This window comes from Paraburkholderia sp. BR10872 (assembly GCF_040965835.1).
GTDB lineage: Bacteria > Pseudomonadota > Gammaproteobacteria > Burkholderiales > Burkholderiaceae > Paraburkholderia > Paraburkholderia nodosa_A.
The window spans coordinates 120986-137687 of the sequence record NZ_JBFRCN010000003.1 but is presented as its reverse complement, the minus strand read 5'-3'; the positions used below and the strand labels follow the sequence as shown (position 1 = coordinate 137687).

General features: G+C 64.0%; 20 protein-coding genes and 1 tRNA gene. 8 read left to right on the top strand and 13 right to left on the bottom strand.

Annotation, left to right across the window (positions count from 1 at the left end; all coding sequences use genetic code 11):
• Window positions 1-17: 17 nt before the first annotated feature.
• The 5 genes from AB4Y43_RS04095 to AB4Y43_RS04075 all read right to left on the bottom strand — a co-directional run bounded on the left by AB4Y43_RS04095 (window position 18) and on the right by AB4Y43_RS04075 (window position 5163).
• Entirely contained in the window at window positions 18-944 is a 927-nt protein-coding gene (locus tag AB4Y43_RS04095) for a CysB family HTH-type transcriptional regulator (protein WP_069267546.1), read from the bottom strand.
• 85 nt (window positions 945-1029) lie between these two features.
• On the bottom strand, window positions 1030-2088 hold the full coding sequence (locus tag AB4Y43_RS04090) for a sulfate/molybdate ABC transporter ATP-binding protein (RefSeq protein ID WP_368727090.1): 1059 nt from the start codon (window positions 2086-2088) through the stop codon (window positions 1030-1032).
• Window positions 2089-2090: 2 nt separating this feature from the next.
• Entirely contained in the window at window positions 2091-3059 is a 969-nt protein-coding gene (gene cysW, locus AB4Y43_RS04085; protein WP_069267548.1) for a sulfate ABC transporter permease subunit CysW, read from the bottom strand.
• Window positions 3056-3955, bottom strand: a complete 900-nt coding sequence (cysT, locus tag AB4Y43_RS04080) for a sulfate ABC transporter permease subunit CysT (RefSeq protein WP_342945663.1) — start codon at window positions 3953-3955, stop codon at window positions 3056-3058. Before cysT ends, cysW begins: the two co-directional genes overlap by 4 nt.
• A 149-nt stretch (window positions 3956-4104) precedes the next feature.
• Window positions 4105-5163 carry a sulfate ABC transporter substrate-binding protein gene (locus AB4Y43_RS04075; protein WP_368604200.1) on the bottom strand — a complete coding sequence of 353 codons (1059 nt, stop codon included), beginning with the start codon at window positions 5161-5163 and terminating at the stop codon, window positions 4105-4107.
• Window positions 5164-5456: 293 nt separating this feature from the next.
• On the opposite strand from AB4Y43_RS04075, the gene lexA reads away from it, so the two are divergent.
• The 3 genes from lexA (at window position 5457) to AB4Y43_RS04060 (ending at window position 7329) form a co-directional block, all read left to right on the top strand.
• Window positions 5457-6107 carry a transcriptional repressor LexA gene (gene lexA, locus AB4Y43_RS04070; protein WP_042268621.1) on the top strand — a complete coding sequence of 217 codons (651 nt, stop codon included), beginning with the start codon at window positions 5457-5459 and terminating at the stop codon, window positions 6105-6107.
• A 64-nt stretch (window positions 6108-6171) separates the two neighbouring features.
• On the top strand, window positions 6172-6549 hold the full coding sequence (locus tag AB4Y43_RS04065; RefSeq protein ID WP_368727089.1) for a hypothetical protein: 378 nt from the start codon (window positions 6172-6174) through the stop codon (window positions 6547-6549).
• A gap of 96 nt (window positions 6550-6645) precedes the next feature.
• A complete protein-coding gene (locus AB4Y43_RS04060) occupies window positions 6646-7329 on the top strand; it encodes a DUF2939 domain-containing protein (RefSeq protein ID WP_368616196.1) in 684 nt (227 codons plus the stop codon).
• A 61-nt stretch (window positions 7330-7390) separates the two neighbouring features.
• Here the strand turns inward: AB4Y43_RS04060 and AB4Y43_RS04055 are convergent, their stop codons facing one another.
• Window positions 7391-7861 carry a universal stress protein gene (locus tag AB4Y43_RS04055; RefSeq protein WP_069267551.1) on the bottom strand — a complete coding sequence of 157 codons (471 nt, stop codon included), beginning with the start codon at window positions 7859-7861 and terminating at the stop codon, window positions 7391-7393.
• Window positions 7862-8182: 321 nt separating this feature from the next.
• Here AB4Y43_RS04055 and nodI point away from each other — a divergent pair, with 321 nt between their 5' ends.
• Both nodI and AB4Y43_RS04045 read left to right on the top strand, forming a co-directional pair.
• Window positions 8183-9097 carry a nodulation factor ABC transporter ATP-binding protein NodI gene (gene nodI, locus AB4Y43_RS04050; RefSeq protein WP_368684087.1) on the top strand — a complete coding sequence of 305 codons (915 nt, stop codon included), beginning with the start codon at window positions 8183-8185 and terminating at the stop codon, window positions 9095-9097.
• A gap of 43 nt (window positions 9098-9140) precedes the next feature.
• The gene (locus tag AB4Y43_RS04045) at window positions 9141-9977 is read left to right on the top strand and encodes an ABC transporter permease (protein WP_133184261.1); all 837 of its coding nucleotides are present in this window, start codon (window positions 9141-9143) and stop codon (window positions 9975-9977) included.
• A gap of 18 nt (window positions 9978-9995) precedes the next feature.
• On the opposite strand, the gene AB4Y43_RS04040 is transcribed toward AB4Y43_RS04045, so the two are convergent.
• The 3 genes from AB4Y43_RS04040 to AB4Y43_RS04030 all read right to left on the bottom strand — a co-directional run bounded on the left by AB4Y43_RS04040 (window position 9996) and on the right by AB4Y43_RS04030 (window position 12827).
• Window positions 9996-10418 carry a hypothetical protein gene (locus AB4Y43_RS04040; protein ID WP_042268617.1) on the bottom strand — a complete coding sequence of 141 codons (423 nt, stop codon included), beginning with the start codon at window positions 10416-10418 and terminating at the stop codon, window positions 9996-9998.
• Window positions 10419-10522: 104 nt separating this feature from the next.
• Window positions 10523-11584 carry a permease gene (locus tag AB4Y43_RS04035; RefSeq protein WP_069267553.1) on the bottom strand — a complete coding sequence of 354 codons (1062 nt, stop codon included), beginning with the start codon at window positions 11582-11584 and terminating at the stop codon, window positions 10523-10525.
• A 190-nt stretch (window positions 11585-11774) separates the two neighbouring features.
• Entirely contained in the window at window positions 11775-12827 is a 1053-nt protein-coding gene (locus AB4Y43_RS04030; RefSeq protein ID WP_368727088.1) for an NADP(H)-dependent aldo-keto reductase, read from the bottom strand.
• 183 nt (window positions 12828-13010) lie between these two features.
• Here AB4Y43_RS04030 and AB4Y43_RS04025 point away from each other — a divergent pair, with 183 nt between their 5' ends.
• Window positions 13011-13253 carry a hypothetical protein gene (locus AB4Y43_RS04025; RefSeq protein ID WP_342945658.1) on the top strand — a complete coding sequence of 81 codons (243 nt, stop codon included), beginning with the start codon at window positions 13011-13013 and terminating at the stop codon, window positions 13251-13253.
• Between the two features lie 126 nt (window positions 13254-13379).
• On the opposite strand, the gene AB4Y43_RS04020 is transcribed toward AB4Y43_RS04025, so the two are convergent.
• A complete protein-coding gene (locus tag AB4Y43_RS04020; RefSeq protein WP_028204875.1) occupies window positions 13380-13652 on the bottom strand; it encodes a hypothetical protein in 273 nt (90 codons plus the stop codon).
• A 417-nt stretch (window positions 13653-14069) separates the two neighbouring features.
• Here AB4Y43_RS04020 and dusA point away from each other — a divergent pair, with 417 nt between their 5' ends.
• Together dusA and AB4Y43_RS04010 are read left to right on the top strand one after the other, a co-directional pair.
• Complete coding sequence (gene dusA / locus AB4Y43_RS04015) at window positions 14070-15071, top strand: tRNA dihydrouridine(20/20a) synthase DusA (RefSeq protein ID WP_368727087.1); 1002 nt, start codon at window positions 14070-14072, stop codon at window positions 15069-15071.
• Window positions 15072-15159: 88 nt separating this feature from the next.
• Window positions 15160-15235 (top strand) — tRNA-His (locus AB4Y43_RS04010).
• Between the two features lie 211 nt (window positions 15236-15446).
• On the opposite strand, the gene AB4Y43_RS04005 is transcribed toward AB4Y43_RS04010, so the two are convergent.
• The 3 genes from AB4Y43_RS04005 to AB4Y43_RS03995 form a co-directional block, all read right to left on the bottom strand.
• The gene (locus AB4Y43_RS04005; RefSeq protein WP_141710819.1) at window positions 15447-15638 is read right to left on the bottom strand and encodes a hypothetical protein; all 192 of its coding nucleotides are present in this window, start codon (window positions 15636-15638) and stop codon (window positions 15447-15449) included.
• Between the two features lie 259 nt (window positions 15639-15897).
• Complete coding sequence (locus AB4Y43_RS04000; RefSeq protein WP_069267557.1) at window positions 15898-16119, bottom strand: hypothetical protein; 222 nt, start codon at window positions 16117-16119, stop codon at window positions 15898-15900.
• A gap of 279 nt (window positions 16120-16398) precedes the next feature.
• Window positions 16399-16626 carry a hypothetical protein gene (locus AB4Y43_RS03995; protein ID WP_368727086.1) on the bottom strand — a complete coding sequence of 76 codons (228 nt, stop codon included), beginning with the start codon at window positions 16624-16626 and terminating at the stop codon, window positions 16399-16401.
• Between the last annotated feature and the right edge of the window lie 76 nt (window positions 16627-16702).

Below are 16702 nucleotides of genomic sequence, written 5' to 3'. Positions count from 1 at the left end.
GAAAGTCAGCGCGCTTTTCAGGTTGCCTCGCGCAGCTGGCTCGCGATCTGCTGCTCGGTGAGCTGCGGCGCGAACATTTCGATGAGCCGGTACGCGTACTGGCGCAGGAATGCGCCCTTGCGCAGGCCCACTCGCGTCGTGCTCGCATCGAAGAGATGCTCCGTGTCGAGCGCGACGAGTTCGCTGTCGCGCTTCGGGTCGTAGGCCATCGCCGCGACGATGCCCACGCCCATGCCGAGTTCGACGTAGGTCTTGATCACGTCCGCGTCGATGGCGGTCAGCACCACGTCGGGCACCACGCTCGCTTTCGCGAACGCCTGGTCGATGTGCGAGCGGCCCGTGAAGTCCTGGTCGTAGGTGATGACCGGATACTCGGCCACGTCTTCGAGCGTGAGATTTTCGCGGCCCACGAGCGGATGCGACTTCGGCACGACCACCACGTGATGCCACGAGTAGCACGGGAACGTGACGATGTCCGGGAAGCGGTCGAGCGCCTCGGTCGAGATGCCGATGTCGGCCTCGCCGTTGATGATCATCTGCGCGATCTGCTGCGGATTGCCCTGACGCAACGCGAGATGGACTTTCGGAAACACTTCGCGGAACCGGTGCACGACCTTAGGCAGCGCGTAACGCGCCTGCGTGTGCGTCGTCGCGACCACGAGGTGGCCGCTGTCCTGGTCCGCGAACTGGCGCGCCACGCGGCGCAGGTTCTCGGCGTCGAGCAGCATGCGCTCGATCAGCTGATGCACGGCCTTGCCGGGCTCCGTGAGGCCGGTCAGGCGCTTGCCGCGGCGAATGAAAATGTCCACGCCGAGCTCGTCTTCGAGATCCTTGATCTGCTTGGAAACGCCTGATTGCGACGTATACAGCACGTTCGCCACTTCGGTCAGGTTCATGTTCTGCCGTACGGCTTCGCGCACGAAACGCAACTGCTGAAAATTCATGGTCTTCTCTCCGGGACTGCTGACCGATTATTCGTTTTTGTCGATGTGAGCACTGTAACGCTTGCTGCGCCGCTTTTTACAGCGCTCATTGCGCCGGAAATACGCGAAGCCCGCGCGGCACGGCCGTCACGCCCTCGCCGACCGAAAGGCCCAGCGCACGCCACGACTCGCGGTCGAGCTCGGCTTCGAGCGCGCCGCCCGTGCGGCTTTCCAGCTCCACGCGCACCGAGCCGCCCAGCGTCACCACGCGACGCACGTCGACGACGATGCCGTCGCGATGATCGCTCGCCTGGCGGTGCAGCACGAGGTCGTGCGGCCGCACGTAGGCGAGCGCGGGCCCTTCGAAGCTCGCGTGCACGGAGATCGGCTGCGCCGCGCCCTCGGCGACGAAACCGCGTGCATCGACGCTGCCGCGCAGCCGGTTCGCGGCGCCCAGGAATTCGTAGACGAAGGCCGTCTGCGGATGATCATAGACGTCCTGCGGGCTGCCGACCTGCTCCACGTGCCCATGATTCATCACGACGATGCGATCGGCCACCTCGAGCGCTTCCTCCTGGTCGTGCGTGACGAAGATCGTCGAGATATGCAGGTCGTCGTGCAGGCGGCGCAGCCACGAGCGCAACTCCTTGCGAACCTTGGCGTCGAGCGCGCCGAACGGTTCGTCGAGCAGCAGCACCTTCGGCTCGACGGCGAGCGCGCGCGCAAGCGCGATGCGCTGACGCTGGCCGCCCGACAGCTCGGACGGATAGCGCTGCGCGAGCCAGTCGAGCTGCACGAGCTTGAGCAGTTCATGCACCTTCTCGCGAATCACGGCCTCCGAGGGCCGCTCGCCGCGCGGCTTCACGCGCAGGCCGAACGCCACGTTCTCGAACACCGTCATGTGGCGGAACAGTGCGTAATGCTGGAACACGAAGCCCACCTGGCGCTCGCGCGCGCCCACCTCGCCCACGTCCTGGCCTTGCAGCACGACCTGGCCCGCGTCGGCGTATTCGAGGCCCGCAATGACGCGCAGGAGCGTGGTCTTGCCACAACCGGAAGGTCCGAGCAGCGCAACCAGCTCGCCCGGCGGAAAGTCGAGCGAGACGTTGTCGAGGGCGGTGAAGTCGCCGAAGCGCTTGTGCAGATTGCTGACGGTGATGCCCATGTTTACTGCTCCCCTACTTGAATCGGTTGGCGCACGGCGCGAGGCGCTGCGTGTTGTGAAACATGTTGCACGGCCACGGGTTGCGGGCCGGCGTAGGCGGGAATCTCGTCCGCGCCGCGCAGTTCCGCCGAAAGGCGGCGCTCCGCGAGCAGCTTCAGGCCGAGCGTGACGAGCGCGAGCAACGCGAGCAGCGATGCCACGGCGAACGCCGCCGCGAAGTTGTACTCGTTGTAAAGAATCTCGACGTGCAGCGGCATCGTGTCGGTCTGGCCGCGAATATGACCCGACACCACCGACACCGCGCCGAACTCGCCCATGGCGCGCGCGTTGCAGAGAATCACGCCGTACAGCAGACCCCAGCGGATATTGGGCAGCGTCACGCGGCGGAACATCTGCCAGCCCGAGGCGCCCAGCACGTGGGCGGCCTCTTCTTCGTCGTTGCCCTGCGCCTGCATCAGCGGAATCAGCTCGCGCGCGACGAACGGGAACGTCACGAAGATGGTGGCGAGCACGATACCCGGCACCGCGAAGATGATCTGCACGTTGCGGTCTTCGAGCCACGGCCCGAGCCAGCCCTGCGCGCCGAACAGCAGCACGTAGATGAGACCTGAAATCACGGGCGAAACTGAAAACGGCAGGTCGATCAGCGTGGTGAGCAGCGCCTTGCCGCGAAACTCGAACTTCGCGATCGCCCACGACGCCGCGAGGCCGAAGCCCAGATTCAACGGCACCGCGATCGCCGCGGTGATGAGCGTGAGCTTGATCGCGGAGAGCGCGTCGGGATCGACGAGCGACGTGAAGTAGAAGCCGATACCCTTCGACAGCGCCTGCCAGAACACCGCGACGAGCGGCACCACGAGAAACAGCGCGAGAAACGCGAGCGCAATGCCGGTCAGCAGCCAGCGCACCCACGGTGATTCGGTGACCGGGTCCGGCCGGCGCGTGCTTCGTTGTTGCGGCAGCGTGCTCATTGCGCACCTCCCGCGACGGTTGCGCCCACCACGGCACTCGGCGCGCTGCCGGCCGTTACACCCCGGCTCGTGCGGCGCTGCAAATACCACTGCAGCGAATTGATGAGCAGCAGCATGACAAACGAGACGCAGAGCATCATCACGGCAAGCGCCGTTGCGCCCGCATAGTCGTACTGCTCGAGCTTGGTGATGATGAGCAGCGACGTGATCTCCGACTTCATCGGCACGTTGCCGGCGATGAAGATGACCGAGCCGTACTCGCCCAGCGCACGCGCGAACGCGAGCGCGAAACCCGTGAGGAGCGCCGGCAGCACCGCGGGCAGCACGACACGGCGGAACGTGAGCCAGCGCGAGGCGCCGAGGCACGCAGCGGCCTCTTCCTGTTCGCGCTCGAAGTCCTCGAGCACCGGCTGCACCGTGCGCACGACGAACGGCAAGCCGATGAAGGTCAGCGCCACGAGCACGCCGAGCGGCGTGAAGGCGATCTTCAGACCGAGCGGCTGCAGGAACTGGCCGATCCAGCCGTTGCCGGCATACACGGCGGCGAGCGAAATGCCCGCCACGGAAGTCGGGAGCGCGAACGGCAGATCGACGAGCGCATCGATCACCCGTTTGAACGGAAACGTATAGCGCACGAGCACCCACGCGAGCAGGAAGCCGAATACCGCGTTGATCAGCGCCCCGCCGAGCGCGGCGGTGAACGTGAGCCGGTACGACGCGATCACGCGCGGCGACCACACGGCGCGCACGAACTGGCTCCAGTCGAGTGTCGCCGTCTTGAGAAAGGTGGCGGCAAGCGGAATGAGCACCACGAGGCTCAGATAGGCCACCGTGATGCCAAGCGTCAAACCGAAGCCAGGCAGCGCACTGGGCTTGCGCAATCGAAACGTTGTCATGCTCATCGTCCAGACATGGGTTGCGCGATTCGTGCGTTGCAGATTCGCGCCGAAAAGCGCGCCCGGAGGCGCGCTTCGTTGTTATGCGGTCACGTCGTTATGCGGACCGCTTACTGCTTGACCGCCTGCTGCTTGACTGCTCGACAGCTTTACTGCGGCTGATAGATCGAATCGAACACGCCGCCATCCGCGAAATGCGTCTTCTGCGCGTTGGGCCAGCCGCCGAACGTGTCGTCGACCGTGTAGAGCTTGAGCTTCGGAAACTTCGCCGTGAGCGCCGCTGGGACCTTGTCCGAACGCGGACGGTAGAAGTTCTTCGCGGCGATCTCCTGGCCCTCTTCGCTATAGAGGAACTGCAGGTAGGCTTCGGCCTCCTTGCGCGTGCCCTTCTTGTCGACGACCTTGTCCACCACGGCAACCGGCGGCTCAGCCAGAATGCTCACCGAAGGCACCACGATCTCGAACTTGTCCGGGCCGAACTCCTTGAGCGAGAGAAATGCTTCGTTTTCCCATGCGATCAGCACATCGCCGATGCCGCGCTGCACGAAGCTCGTCGTGGCTCCCCGCGCGCCCGAGTCGAGCACGCCCGCGTTCTTGTAGAGCTTCGTGACAAAGTCCTTCGCCTTCTGCTCGTTGCCGCCCGGCTGGTGCAGCGCATACGCCCACGCCGCGAGATAGTTCCAGCGCGCGCCGCCCGAGGTCTTCGGATTCGGCGTGACGATCGAGACACCCGGCTTGGTCAGATCGTCCCAGTCCTTGATGTGCCTGGGGTTGCCCTTGCGCACGAGGAACACGATGGTCGACGTGTATGGCGAGGCGTTGTCGGGCAGGCGCTTTTGCCAGTCCTTCGCGACGATGCCCTTGTTGGCGAGCGCGTCGATGTCCCATGCCAGCGCGAGCGTCGCGACGTCGGCCTGCAGACCGTCGAGCACCGAGCGCGCCTGTGCGCCCGAGCCGCCATGCGACTGTTTGATGGTGAGCGTTTCGCCCGTCTTCGCCTTCCACTGCTTGATGAAGGCTTCGTTGATGTCCTGGTACAGCTCGCGCGTCGGATCGTAGGAGACGTTGAGCAGCGATGTATCCGCGTGAGCGGCCAGCGGCACCATAGCCGCCATCGCCGTGACGCCGACGAGCGGCGCAACGCCGATGACCAGTTTTGCCGCCAGTGTTTTCAGCCAGCCCGCGCGCCCCGTATGTGTCGTGCCCATCTATCTGTTCTCCGTTCTCGTGTGTGCTCGTTTGCGCTCATTGATGAAACTGCAGCTAACGATGGAGGCCAGTCTAGCGATCTCCTTACATTATTAAAAATGATGTTTTCTTATTTTTTAATACGCAAAAGTGGTAAGGACAGAGGAAGTCGCTGTTAAAGCGTGGCTTCATCCGCGCAAACACGGGAAAACGGCCTGATGGCAACGTTCAGTCGATGAACTTCAAGTAACACTTGAAAAGTGGCGAGTACTGTATAAAAATACAGTTACCTGTTCAAACATACAGTGGCGCCATGACCAAACTCACCGCACGACAGCAGCAGGTTTTCGATCTGGTTCGCCGGGCCATCGAGCGCACAGGCTTTCCGCCCACGCGCGCCGAGATCGCGGCGGAACTCGGCTTCAGCTCCGCCAACTCCGCGGAGGAGCATCTGCGTGCGCTGGCGCGCAAGGGCGTGATCGAACTGGCTGCGGGCGCCTCGCGCGGCATCCGCCTCGTGCCGGGGCCCGACGACCTGCCGCACCAGTTCACGCTCCCGCACCCGAGCATCATGCAGCTCTCGCTGCCGCTCGTCGGCCGCGTCGCTGCGGGTAGCCCGATCCTCGCGCAGGAGCACATCTCGCAGAACTACATGTGCGACCCGGCGCTCTTCTCGAGCCGCCCCGACTACCTGTTGAAGGTGCGCGGCCTTTCCATGCGCGACGCCGGCATCCTCGACGGCGACCTGCTCGCCGTGCAGAAAAAGGCCGAAGCGAAAGACGGCCAGATCATCGTGGCGCGCCTCGGCGACGACGTCACCGTCAAGCGCCTGAAGCGCCGTCCGAACGGGCTCGAGCTCATCGCCGAGAACCCCGATTACGACAATATATTCGTCGAGGCCGGCAGCGCGGAATTCGCGCTCGAAGGCATCGCGGTCGGGCTGATCCGCCCCACCGAATTCTAAGGAATCCGTCTCAGCGCGGTTTGCATATTGTTTGCGCACCATCTGCGCATACCTGGAGAGAGTCATGGAACGTCTTGCCCGCCTGCTGCCCTTCCGCCAATTCGGCCGCCTTCGCCATCTCCGTGGAATCGCCTCGTGCGCGGTCCGCGAAGTCCGCGGTTCGGCTGCCGCACTGAGCGGCTCGCTCTTCGAAGACTCGCCTGAGATGGAGGCGGCCAGCACAGCCGACCTGCCCGTGCTGCCCTCGGCACAGCCGGCGTTTGCGCGCGTGTCGCTCAACAGCACGCTCAACACCGAACAGCCCATGCGCCGCGCGCCCGTGCGCGTCTATCAGGGTCCGTCGCGGCTCATCCTAGTCGGCACGGTCGACGCGGTTTGCCGCGCAATCGACCGCTGCATCGCCGAGCAGCACAGCGACCTGCCCGCGGCACTCGCGAAGTAAGCAGCAACGCTGCCCAAATGTGAGAAGAGGTTACGGGCGGGATCGTTTGGCCCGGTTTGCGGTCAACACCGTGTTTAAACGATTTGCCCTATGCCGATGACGGAATCTCTCTCTACCCCGCGCAAGACCCAAGGCTGGAAAAAGCCCGTTGCGATCACGGTCGCCGTCGCAATGGTCGTTGCCGCGATCGGCTACGCCTATGCGTCGCCCTATATCGCGGTGAAACACATGAAAGCCGCGGCCGACGCGCGTGACGCCGTCGCGCTCAACGAATACGTCGATTACCCTGCGCTGCGCCTGAGCCTGAAACAGCAGGTGGGCGAGATGCTGCACCGGCGCGTCGAGGGGCAGCACAGCAGCAATCCGTTGCTGATCCTCGGCGCCGTAATTGGCGCGGCACTGATTAGTCCGCTCGTGGATGCCTACGCCACACCGGAAGGCGTGGCCGCCCTGCTCGATGGTATGCCGCCGACGGGCAAGCCCGGCGACCGGCCACACGCGCCGCCGCCAGCGGAATCCGGCGCGCCATCCGCGCAATCGGCAGAGCCGCCGCAATCGGCAGCCGCCTCCGCCGCGCCACCGGCCCCGGCCGTATCCGGCACCCCCGCGCCCGAGGCGCGGCCGGTGACCACGGCGGGCTATCGCGGCCTCAATGAGTTCGCGCTCACGTGGGACCGCGGCAGTACGGGCGAGCACTACGCCGCCATTCTGCAGCGTCACGGGCTCTTCTCGTGGAAGCTCTCGGCGGTCGAGCTAAGCGAAGGAAACGTCTCGAACTGAGACAGATCGGCAGTGGCAGCGCTAACAGGCCGGTTCCAGGCGAGCCGGCCCGCTTGATCCCCTACGCGGCGGCTTGCTGCTGCTTTTCCTCAGCCGCCGACGAACACGCCACGAGAATGCTGCACGAAACGCGGTCGAGCAGCGGCGTGTTGCCGGCGCCCATCCACCAACGCGAGAGCCCTGTGCGGCAGCGGTGGCCCACCACCACGAGGTCGGCATTCAGCTCGTTGGCCAGATTCGCGATTTCGTCGATCGGATGACCGAACGCGAAATGCCCCTGAGCGCGCACGCCGCGCTCAGTTAGCCAGTCCACGCCTTCCTGAAGAATCTCGCGCGCCGTTTCCTCGAAGCGGCCGCAGGCCACGTCGGTCAACAGGCCGGCGCTCTGGGCAATCGTCGAACGCATGTCGACGACCGAGAGCAAGTGCGTCTCGGCCTGCAGATCGAGTGCAAGATCGGCGCCGCACCGCAGCGCCTTGCGGCCTTCGCGCGAGCCGTCGTAACAGAGCAGAATTTTTTTATAGCTCGCCATGATCGCTTCTCCCCGCCCGCGTGATTTGCAGGCTGTGCGATTCTCATGATGGTGCGCCGCAATTCCACACGCAAGGGCTGGAAAACGCCAGGTGTGCATCGAAAAACGCCAGGCGCGTCCCAATCGGCGCATGCATCTTGCACAGTGCTGGATGCTTGCCGCGACATGCATTTACCTCGTGCATCGTCAAAACACTTGTGAGCGACGCCCGACCCGCCGCGCAGCAATGCACTAAAATGGGCCGCCTCGTTTCGTGCGATTTTTCGTTCGGTACTTCGAGCGACTCGCGCGATGCCCGATCGACTCACGTTCAACCGGTCCATGCCCGCACCCGCCATCGAATTCGAGCAGGTCATCAAACATTATGGAGACAGGACGGTCGTCAACGGCCTGTCGTTCGACGTCGTTCCCGGCGAGTGCTTCGGACTGCTCGGCCCGAACGGCGCGGGAAAAACCACGACACTGCGCATGCTGCTCGGCATCGTTTCGCCCGATGCGGGTCGCATCAGCCTGTGCGGCGAGCCGGTGCCGGCGCGCGCGCGCCACGCCCGCCAGCGCGTGGGGGTGGTGCCGCAGTTCGACAATCTCGACCCCGACTTCACCGTGCGCGAGAACCTGCTCGTGTTCGGCCGCTACTTCGGCTTGTCCGCGCGCGAAACGCGCGACCTCGTCGCGCCGTTGCTCGAATTCGCGCGCCTCGAAAGCAAGGCCGACGCACGCGTGGGCGAACTCTCAGGCGGCATGCGCCGACGTCTCACACTCGCGCGCGCGCTCGTGAACGACCCGGACGTGCTTGTGATGGACGAGCCCACTACGGGCCTCGATCCACAGGCACGGCATCTGATCTGGGAGCGGCTGCGCTCGCTGCTCGCGCGCGGCAAAACGATTCTCCTCACCACGCATTTCATGGAGGAGGCCGAACGGCTTTGCAATCGGGTCTGCGTGATCGAGGAAGGCCGCAAGATCGCCGAGGGCGCACCCAAGGCGCTGATCGAATCGGAGATCGGCTGCGATGTGATCGAGGTGTACGGACCGGACCCGGTCGCGTTGCGCGATGAACTTGCGGCCGACGCGAAGCGCACCGAGATCAGCGGCGAGACGCTGTTCTGTTATGTCGACGACCCTGCGCCTGTCCATGCGAAGCTGCGCCATCGCTCTGATTTGCGCTATCTGCACCGGCCCGCGAATCTCGAAGACGTGTTCCTGCGGCTCACGGGCCGCGAGATGCAGGATTAACGGCGGCAGGATCAACGCCCGCGTACGAATCGCCAAGGACACCATGCAGACACGCACCAACAACCCGACGCCCTCGCGCCCCGAACATGCGAGCGTGCGCGAGCCGCGCGCCGCGCTGCCTTCGAACGCGACGCACTGGATGGCCGTGTGGCGGCGCAACTATCTGGTCTGGCGCAAGCTCGCCCTCGCGTCGATGTTCGGCAATCTCGCCGATCCGATGATCTATCTCTTCGGTCTGGGCTTCGGGCTCGGGCTGATGGTCGGGCACGTCGACGGCGTCTCGTACATCGCGTTTCTCGCGGCAGGCACGGTGTCGTCTTCGGTGATGATGTCGGCGAGCTTCGAGTCGATGTACTCGGGCTTCTCGCGCATGCACGTGCAGCGCACTTGGGAAGCGATCATGCACACGCCGCTCACGCTCGGCGACGTGGTGCTCGGCGAGGTGATGTGGGCCGCGAGCAAGTCGATGCTATCGGGGGTGGCGATCATGGTGGTGGCGGGCCTGCTCGGCTACGCGAGCTTTCCTTCCATGCTGCTCGCGCTGCCCGTGATCGCGCTCGCGGGCCTCGCCTTCGCGAGCTGCGCGATGATCGTCACCGCGCTCGCACCGTCCTACGACTTCTTCATGTTCTATCAGACGCTCGTGCTCACGCCGATGCTGCTGCTCTCCGGCGTGTTCTTTCCGATCGCGCAACTGCCCGCCGCCGCGCAGCACATCACGTTGATGCTACCGCTCGCGCATGCCGTTGCGTTGATCCGCCCCGCCATGCTCGACCGGCCTGTCGAGCAGGCCGGCCTGCACCTGCTCGTGCTCGCGATCTACGTAGTGGTGCCGTTCGCGATCGCATCCGTGCTGTTCCGCCGGCGCATGATGCGCTGACACCCCATAGCGCGGCGTTCAGTCCTCGTCGTCGCCCCAGGGAATATCGACGTCCGAAATAAACGCGACCGTCGCGAACGGGCCGCCTTCCTGGCGGCCGACCTTGCCGTCGGCGCGATGCCATTCCACGCGGAACATCGTCGATTGGGTCTGGGCGAGCAAGCGCACCGTGCGGATCTCTTCGGGATCCGACTCCTCCACCGGGCCATCGAGCGAGACCAGCAGCGACTGCGGCCAGAGACCGTCGGCCGGGTCGTAGATGCGATCGCCGTCGGGGATCGAGGTATCCGCCTCGACGCCGATGGTGGCCGAAGCCTCGACGATCATCTTGCCGAGCGCACGAAGCACCGCCGTGGCGCGTGCCGAATTGGCCTGGCGAATGGCGAGATCGCCGCGCGTGAGCGCCTGCTCGAGTTTCGGATTGGTTTTTTGCTTTGCCATGCTGGTTTTCGGGCCGCGGCCCGCTCCGTGGCGGACGGCGAACCGCCCGCGTATTACAAGAATGCCAACGCTGAACGCATGGCGCCTGCCTCGTCCCGGCGTCCCTAGAAGCCTAGCGCCACCGCCGCGAGCCCGGCGGCGATGCCGAAGAACACCACCGTCGTGCCCACGACCGCGAGCATGCGCGGCCGGAACGAGCCCGCCAGCATCGCGAACGACGGCACGCTCACGGGTGGCAGCGTCATCAGCAGCGCGCCCGCTGGACCCACACCCATGCCGAGCGCCAGCATCGCCTGGATGATCGGCACCTCGCCGGCCGTAGGGATCACGAACAGCATGCCGACCACGGCGAACGTGACGATCCACCCAAGGCCGCTCGTGACTTCCGGGCCGATATGCGGGAACAGCCATGCGCGAGCGGCGCCAAGCAACAGCACCAGCACGATGTATTCCGGCACCAGCCGCACGGCCATGCGCGCAAAGATGCGCGCCCAGCGCACGAAGACGTTGCCGCCTTCGGCCTGCTGCTGGGCGAGTTGCGCGAGGCGATCGTCGGCGGCACGCGATTCCTCGGGCGTCACGAGCCGGTTGCAGACCCAGCCGAGGCCGAACACCATCAGCAGGCCCAGCGTGAGACGCAGCGCACTCCACTGCCAGCCGAGCACGAAGCCCATGAACACGAGCGTCGCGGGATTGAGCACGGAGTTGCCGAGCCAGAACGCAATCGCGCCACCAGCCGACGCATTGCGCGCGCGCAGGCCCACGACCACTGGCGCGGCGCAGCAGGTGCACATCATGCCGGGCACGGCGAGCAGGCCGCCCGCCGCGACGCTGCCGAAGCCGCGTCGGCCGAGCACGCGCGCGACCCATTGCACGGGCAGGAGCGCCTGCACGCCGGAACCGAGCAGCAGGCCGAGCACCATGGCCTGCCAGATCGCCTTGCCGTAGGCATAGGCGTAATCGAGCGCGGCGGAGAACGAGGGATCGGGGGCGGTGGCCGCGCCGCCCATCAGGATCGATTTGCCGATGGAGTGCGTCTCCTCGGCGGTAAATGCGCGGTGATAGTACGGGAACCACTTCACGTAGAAGAGGCCGGCCACCGCCAGCAAAATAAAAATGGGCCAGCCGTAAGACGGGGGCGATTGCGCTGGACGTGCGCTCGTCATTGTAAAAATTCTCCGGGATTGAGCGTATGAACGGCCGCCGGCGCGCCGTCACGCGAGGCGTGATGGCGCCCCGGCGGCGCATGCTGGATCGTAGTGTATGCCTTGCGAATCGCCAACGCCTTTGCTGCGTTGGCGCCTCACGCGACGCCGCGCGGCCCGGTGAGGGACAGCGCGGTTTGCCGCTTTCCCTTTAAGGGGCCGGATTCGGCTGCTGCTCGTGCAGCGCGTCGATCTGCGCGAGCACTTCGGGGGTGAGCTTGACGTCGGCGCTGGCGATGTTTTCCTTCAACTGCTCGAGCGAGGTCGCGCCGATCAGATTGCTGGTGAGGAACGGCCGGCTGTTGACGAACGCGAGCGCGAACTGCGCAGGCGTGTAGCCATGGGCGCGGGCGAGTTCCACGTAACGCGTCGTTGCGGCCACCGATTCCGGCTTGCTGTAGCGCTTGAAGCGCTCGAACCGCGTGATGCGCGCGCCTTCGGGACGCGCCCCGCCCTCGTACTTGCCCGAAAGCCAGCCGAACGCGAGCGGCGAATACGCGAGCAGGCCCACGGCTTCGCGGTGCGCGAATTCGGACAGGCCGCTCTCGAACGTCCGGTTGAGCAGGCTGTACGGATTCTGGATGCTCACGATGCGCGGCAGCCCGAGCTTTTCGGCCGCACGCAGGAACTGCGCGACGCCCCACGGCGTTTCGTTCGACACGCCGATATGGCGGATCTTGCCCGCCTTCACGAAATCGGCGAGCACGTTGAGCGTTTCCTCGATCGGTACCGTGTATGCATCGTCGAGATACGGGTACATGCTGCGGCCGAACGTCATCGTGCTGCGATCGGGCCAGTGCAGCTGATACAGGTCGACGTAATCGGTCTGCAGGCGCTTCAGGCTGCCGTCGAGCGCTTCGGTCAGGTTCTTGCGGTCGAACTGGTTCTGCGGCCCGCGAATGTGCTGCGGATTGTGCGGCTGGCGCGCCGGGCCTGCAATCTTGGTGGCGAGCACGATACGCTCGCGCGCCGCGCGATGCTGCGCGAGCCACGTTCCGATGAAGCGCTCGGTCTGTCCCTGTGTCTCCGGGCGCGGCGGCACGGGGTACATTTCAGCGGCATCGATCAGCGTGACGCCCTGGTCGAGCGCGTAGTCGATCTGCGCATGCGCCTCGCGCTCCGTGTTCTGCTCGCCCCACGTCATCGTGCCGAGCCCGATCAGGCTCACCTTGACGTCGGTCTCGCCGAGTGTGCGGTATTCCATGGAAACGTTGTCCATCAGTTCGGTTGGGGAGCGCCGAAACTACCACGACGCGGGAAATTTTTCAGGAGTTGCAGAATACGACCGCATGCTTCCGCAAGTGGCGCAATGCGCCGCGGCGGTCGCGGCGCCGCTCGGCGACAGACGTGCCAGAATCCGCACGTGCGCCTACCAGGAGAAATCGGCATGGAAAACCGACGCAGCTACGAATATATGGGTTTCGACATGACAGCCGGCGTGGACGGCGATCACGAAGCCGGTTTTTACGTCTCGACGCAGATCATCCAGAGCCTCACGGACGCCGAAAACGCCAACGTGCCGGTCGACGGCATCGCCGCTGGCCGCTTTCCGACCCAGGACAACGCCTTCGACGCGGCCTTCGATCGCATTCGCGAAGCGATCGACAAGCGCCTGCGCGCCGCTTCCTGAGCGGCGCACGGGAAAGAAACAGAACGGCCGCAGAAAAGCAAAAAGCCGGACGTCGCAACGACATCCGGCTTTCAGGCCGCCCGACTCGCGGGCGGCTCAGCAACGAATCGGAAACTTCGGCGCGACTTACTGGCCGAAGAAAACCGATTGCGGGCCCGTGGCCTTTGCGTGGCTGCCCGACTGCGAAGCCGAGCCGGCGACACCGCCGTAAGCCGTTTGGGCGCCTTGTTCCTGGACGCGTTCGGCGGCCACGGTCTGGACGCTCTGGCCACGCTGCGAAGCGGGCGCGCCGACGTCCGGGCGATAGAACGGTGCCGGGCCGTAGCCGCTGGCGAACGCCGGAGCGGCAACAGAAGCGGTAGCTGCGACCAGCAGCGCTGCGATGAGTTTGGTCTTCATGGTGGACTCCAATATCAGGTTCAGTTGCGGATCGGGAAGGCGCCGCGCCTGGGAGGTCAGTGCCCACGAGCTGCGTCAACGAAACTCAGTGTATACACCTACTATCGGAAAATAATCGCGATAATCCGAATTTACTATTCTCCGTTCCACAACAATCCTGTCAGGCAGATCTGACGGGGCTGAGCGCCGAACAGACCCTAAAAGCGCTCCCAAAAAAATTTGCGCGACGCAGCAAATTGCAGGCGGATTACATAACGCGGATAGGGTTTTTCGGCCGAAAATGGCCATTGGGCGCACTTCCTGCTTAGGTATCCGGCAAATTGGCGCAGTGCGCAAAGGGTACGAAGAGCCAGGCCCGCATGCGTTAAAATGCAAGGTTGATCCACGTCAGCCGTTACTCCCCGGTTTCCCATCGCCATGTCCGCCACCCGTCAAGCCAGCCCCCGCCGCGTTTCTGTCGCGCCGATGATGGACTGGACCGATCGCCACTGCCGTTCGCTGCATCGCTTCATCTCCCGGCACACGTGGCTGTATACGGAGATGGTGACGACGGGCGCCCTCATCCACGGCGACGTGCCGCGCCATCTCGCGTTCACGCCGGCCGAGGCGCCGGTCGCGCTTCAGCTGGGCGGCAGCGAACCCGACGACCTCGCGCGCGCCGCGAAGCTCGGCGAACAGTGGGGCTACGACGAGATCAACCTGAACTGCGGCTGCCCGTCCGAGCGCGTGCAGCGCGGCGCGTTCGGCGCATGCCTGATGAACGAACCGCAACTGGTGGCGGACTGCGTGAAGGCGATGCGCGATGTCGTATCCGTACCCGTTACGGTCAAGCACCGCATCGGCGTGGATACGGTCGAGGACTATACGTTCGTGCGCGACTTCGTCGGCACGATTGCCGAAGCGGGCTGTGAGGTTTTCATCGTGCACGCGCGCAACGCGATCCTGAAGGGCTTGAGCCCGAAGGAAAACCGCGAGATCCCGCCGCTCAAGTACGACTACGCGTACCAGCTCAAGCGCGACTTCCCGCAGCTCGAAATCATCATCAACGGCGGCATCAAGACGCTCGACGAAGTCGAGCAGCATCTACGGCACGTCGATGGCGTGATGCTCGGCCGCGAGGCGTACCACAACCCCTACGTGCTCGCCGACGTCGATGCGCGCTTCTATGGCTCGACCGATGCTGCGCTTACGCGCGAGGAAGTGGAAGCGAAGCTCATCGAGTACTGCGCGAGCGAAATCGCACGCGGCACTTACCTGGGCGCGATCGTGCGCCATGCGCTGGGCCTCTACCGCGGCGTGGCCGGCGCGCGCGGCTGGCGCCGCATCCTCTCGGACAGCCGCAAGCTCGCGAAGGCAGATCTCGCGATCTTCGACGAGGCCCGCGAATATCTGCGCGTTCCGGACGAAATTCTTGAATAAAGGGCTAGGCAAGGCAACTTTAGTATGTATATAATCTTGCTTCTTGATTGACGCCGCTTTCGAAGCAGCGCTAGTTGAGAAAACAGCGGTGGCTGTAGCTCAGTTGGTAGAGTCCAGGATTGTGATTCCTGTCGTCGTGGGTTCGAGTCCCATCAGCCACCCCAAAGAATTCAAGCACTTAGCCCAGTTCGATGAACTGGGCTTTTTGCTTTCTGGAATCCGTTTAAGCGCCGGTGTAAGCAATTCAAGTCGAAGCGGCGCGAGCGGTTGGTCGCGAAAGCGATCCCGCATGCGACGCTGCAATCTTTTGAGTGTGCGCGTAGCTGGCCTGGGTCGTCAGCCTGAGCCCGGCATGAAACACCTTCGAACCGTCGCCTAAGTAATGCCGTTTGCCCGCTCTTTCGCAGCAACGAATTGGCGATGGGTAGCGACCTCGCGCGCGATCAGGGCGCGTATCAAATCGTCGTTTGGGTTTTCGAGGATCAGCGGCGGCAGATCACGCGCCAATCCTTCGCGTGCCGCAACCCAAGCCTCGTAGGCAGTTGTGAGCTCGTCAACTTTGTCCAAAGTCTGTCCCCGACGACTGGCAATGATTCTCCCGAACCATTGCACCGATTTCGCTTGCTGCGCGCTCGCATGGGCGCGAGCGGGAGCAAGTTAATCACACATTTGCGTCGGAAACGACCAAGGATTTTCGAGGCAGCGTTCAGTACATTCGTGCGCTGCCGGATCCCTGCCAGACAACAGCAGAGAGATGGCCAAGTACGACGACGAGATCAATCAAATCAATACGCAGCGCAGTGATTGCGTAACCTGACACGCAGCATTAGTCGAGGTCAATCATTTGCAAAGCTTGCAGCTTCCCGATTGCTGTTGCCTCTTCGTAGGTACCGCGATGCATCAAACGACCACTAGACAACGGGACACTGCCAGCCCAGACAGTATCGTCCATTGCGATGGCCCACCGCGGACCGAATTCTCCGTTGCCAACATCAAACGGCGTGAAATCGACGATGTATCCCTTGTAGCGAATGACGTGATTGTTCATTGGCTCTCCTCCCGGTTGCAATCTAACACCGGCGCCGAGGGTGAATTTTTAGAGATCGTTAAGTGAATGTGGACGCGCCACGGAAATCGTTAACGGCCGCTGTGGCAGCAACCTTTAGCGACTTGGGGCAATCCCCCCATCACATAGCGGCAGGGAAATGACTGCCTATTACACCGAGATCGACAAGCGAAGCGCGCGGGAGCGTCATAGCAGCAGCCGGCGAACGAGCCGCTCTCGCGCCTTCCGATGCGACGAGAGCGCCGAGTGAAACAGGTTTGCCTAGCCCATCAAGATTTCATCGACCATCGCGCGCCCCCAAGCGAACCCGGCGCTTTCGGCATCGTCCCGAGTCCTGTGGCTCGTCTTCAGGTCTTCACTCGAAGCGATCTCGCGTTCTGGGCCCCTGCTTACTTTCGCGCGCCATACCCACATTTCATTGGGGCACTCAAGGATTTCCGAATGGAGGTCGTAACCACGGTAGTCGGTAAAACGCACGTTCCAGCCCATCGGCAGTCTCCTTTCAAATTGAAAGGAAATAGTAGCATGGCCGACGTCGCAGTTATGCATGTAACAGGTAATCGCC

What these genes read in the sequence shown, in the direction of transcription:
- AB4Y43_RS04090 (WP_368727090.1), bottom strand. Translation starts at nt 2,088, where the DNA reads ATGGGCATCACCGTCAGCAATCTGCACAAGCGCTTCGGCGACTTCACC.
- AB4Y43_RS04035 (WP_069267553.1), bottom strand. Translation starts at nt 11,584, where the DNA reads ATGACGAGCGCACGTCCAGCGCAATCGCCCCCGTCTTACGGCTGGCCC.
- AB4Y43_RS04075 (WP_368604200.1), bottom strand. Translation starts at nt 5,163, where the DNA reads ATGGGCACGACACATACGGGGCGCGCGGGCTGGCTGAAAACACTGGCG.
- AB4Y43_RS04000 (WP_069267557.1), bottom strand. Translation starts at nt 16,119, where the DNA reads ATGAACAATCACGTCATTCGCTACAAGGGATACATCGTCGATTTCACG.
- AB4Y43_RS04060 (WP_368616196.1), top strand. Translation starts at nt 6,646, where the DNA reads ATGACGGAATCTCTCTCTACCCCGCGCAAGACCCAAGGCTGGAAAAAG.
- AB4Y43_RS04095 (WP_069267546.1), bottom strand. Translation starts at nt 944, where the DNA reads ATGAATTTTCAGCAGTTGCGTTTCGTGCGCGAAGCCGTACGGCAGAAC.
- lexA (WP_042268621.1), top strand. Translation starts at nt 5,457, where the DNA reads ATGACCAAACTCACCGCACGACAGCAGCAGGTTTTCGATCTGGTTCGC.
- AB4Y43_RS04055 (WP_069267551.1), bottom strand. Translation starts at nt 7,861, where the DNA reads ATGGCGAGCTATAAAAAAATTCTGCTCTGTTACGACGGCTCGCGCGAA.
- cysW (WP_069267548.1), bottom strand. Translation starts at nt 3,059, where the DNA reads ATGAGCACGCTGCCGCAACAACGAAGCACGCGCCGGCCGGACCCGGTC.
- AB4Y43_RS04030 (WP_368727088.1), bottom strand. Translation starts at nt 12,827, where the DNA reads ATGGAATACCGCACACTCGGCGAGACCGACGTCAAGGTGAGCCTGATC.
- AB4Y43_RS03995 (WP_368727086.1), bottom strand. Translation starts at nt 16,626, where the DNA reads ATGGGCTGGAACGTGCGTTTTACCGACTACCGTGGTTACGACCTCCAT.
- nodI (WP_368684087.1), top strand. Translation starts at nt 8,183, where the DNA reads ATGCCCGCACCCGCCATCGAATTCGAGCAGGTCATCAAACATTATGGA.
- AB4Y43_RS04020 (WP_028204875.1), bottom strand. Translation starts at nt 13,652, where the DNA reads ATGAAGACCAAACTCATCGCAGCGCTGCTGGTCGCAGCTACCGCTTCT.
- AB4Y43_RS04045 (WP_133184261.1), top strand. Translation starts at nt 9,141, where the DNA reads ATGCAGACACGCACCAACAACCCGACGCCCTCGCGCCCCGAACATGCG.
- AB4Y43_RS04025 (WP_342945658.1), top strand. Translation starts at nt 13,011, where the DNA reads ATGGAAAACCGACGCAGCTACGAATATATGGGTTTCGACATGACAGCC.
- AB4Y43_RS04065 (WP_368727089.1), top strand. Translation starts at nt 6,172, where the DNA reads ATGGAACGTCTTGCCCGCCTGCTGCCCTTCCGCCAATTCGGCCGCCTT.
- dusA (WP_368727087.1), top strand. Translation starts at nt 14,070, where the DNA reads ATGTCCGCCACCCGTCAAGCCAGCCCCCGCCGCGTTTCTGTCGCGCCG.
- AB4Y43_RS04040 (WP_042268617.1), bottom strand. Translation starts at nt 10,418, where the DNA reads ATGGCAAAGCAAAAAACCAATCCGAAACTCGAGCAGGCGCTCACGCGC.
- cysT (WP_342945663.1), bottom strand. Translation starts at nt 3,955, where the DNA reads ATGACAACGTTTCGATTGCGCAAGCCCAGTGCGCTGCCTGGCTTCGGT.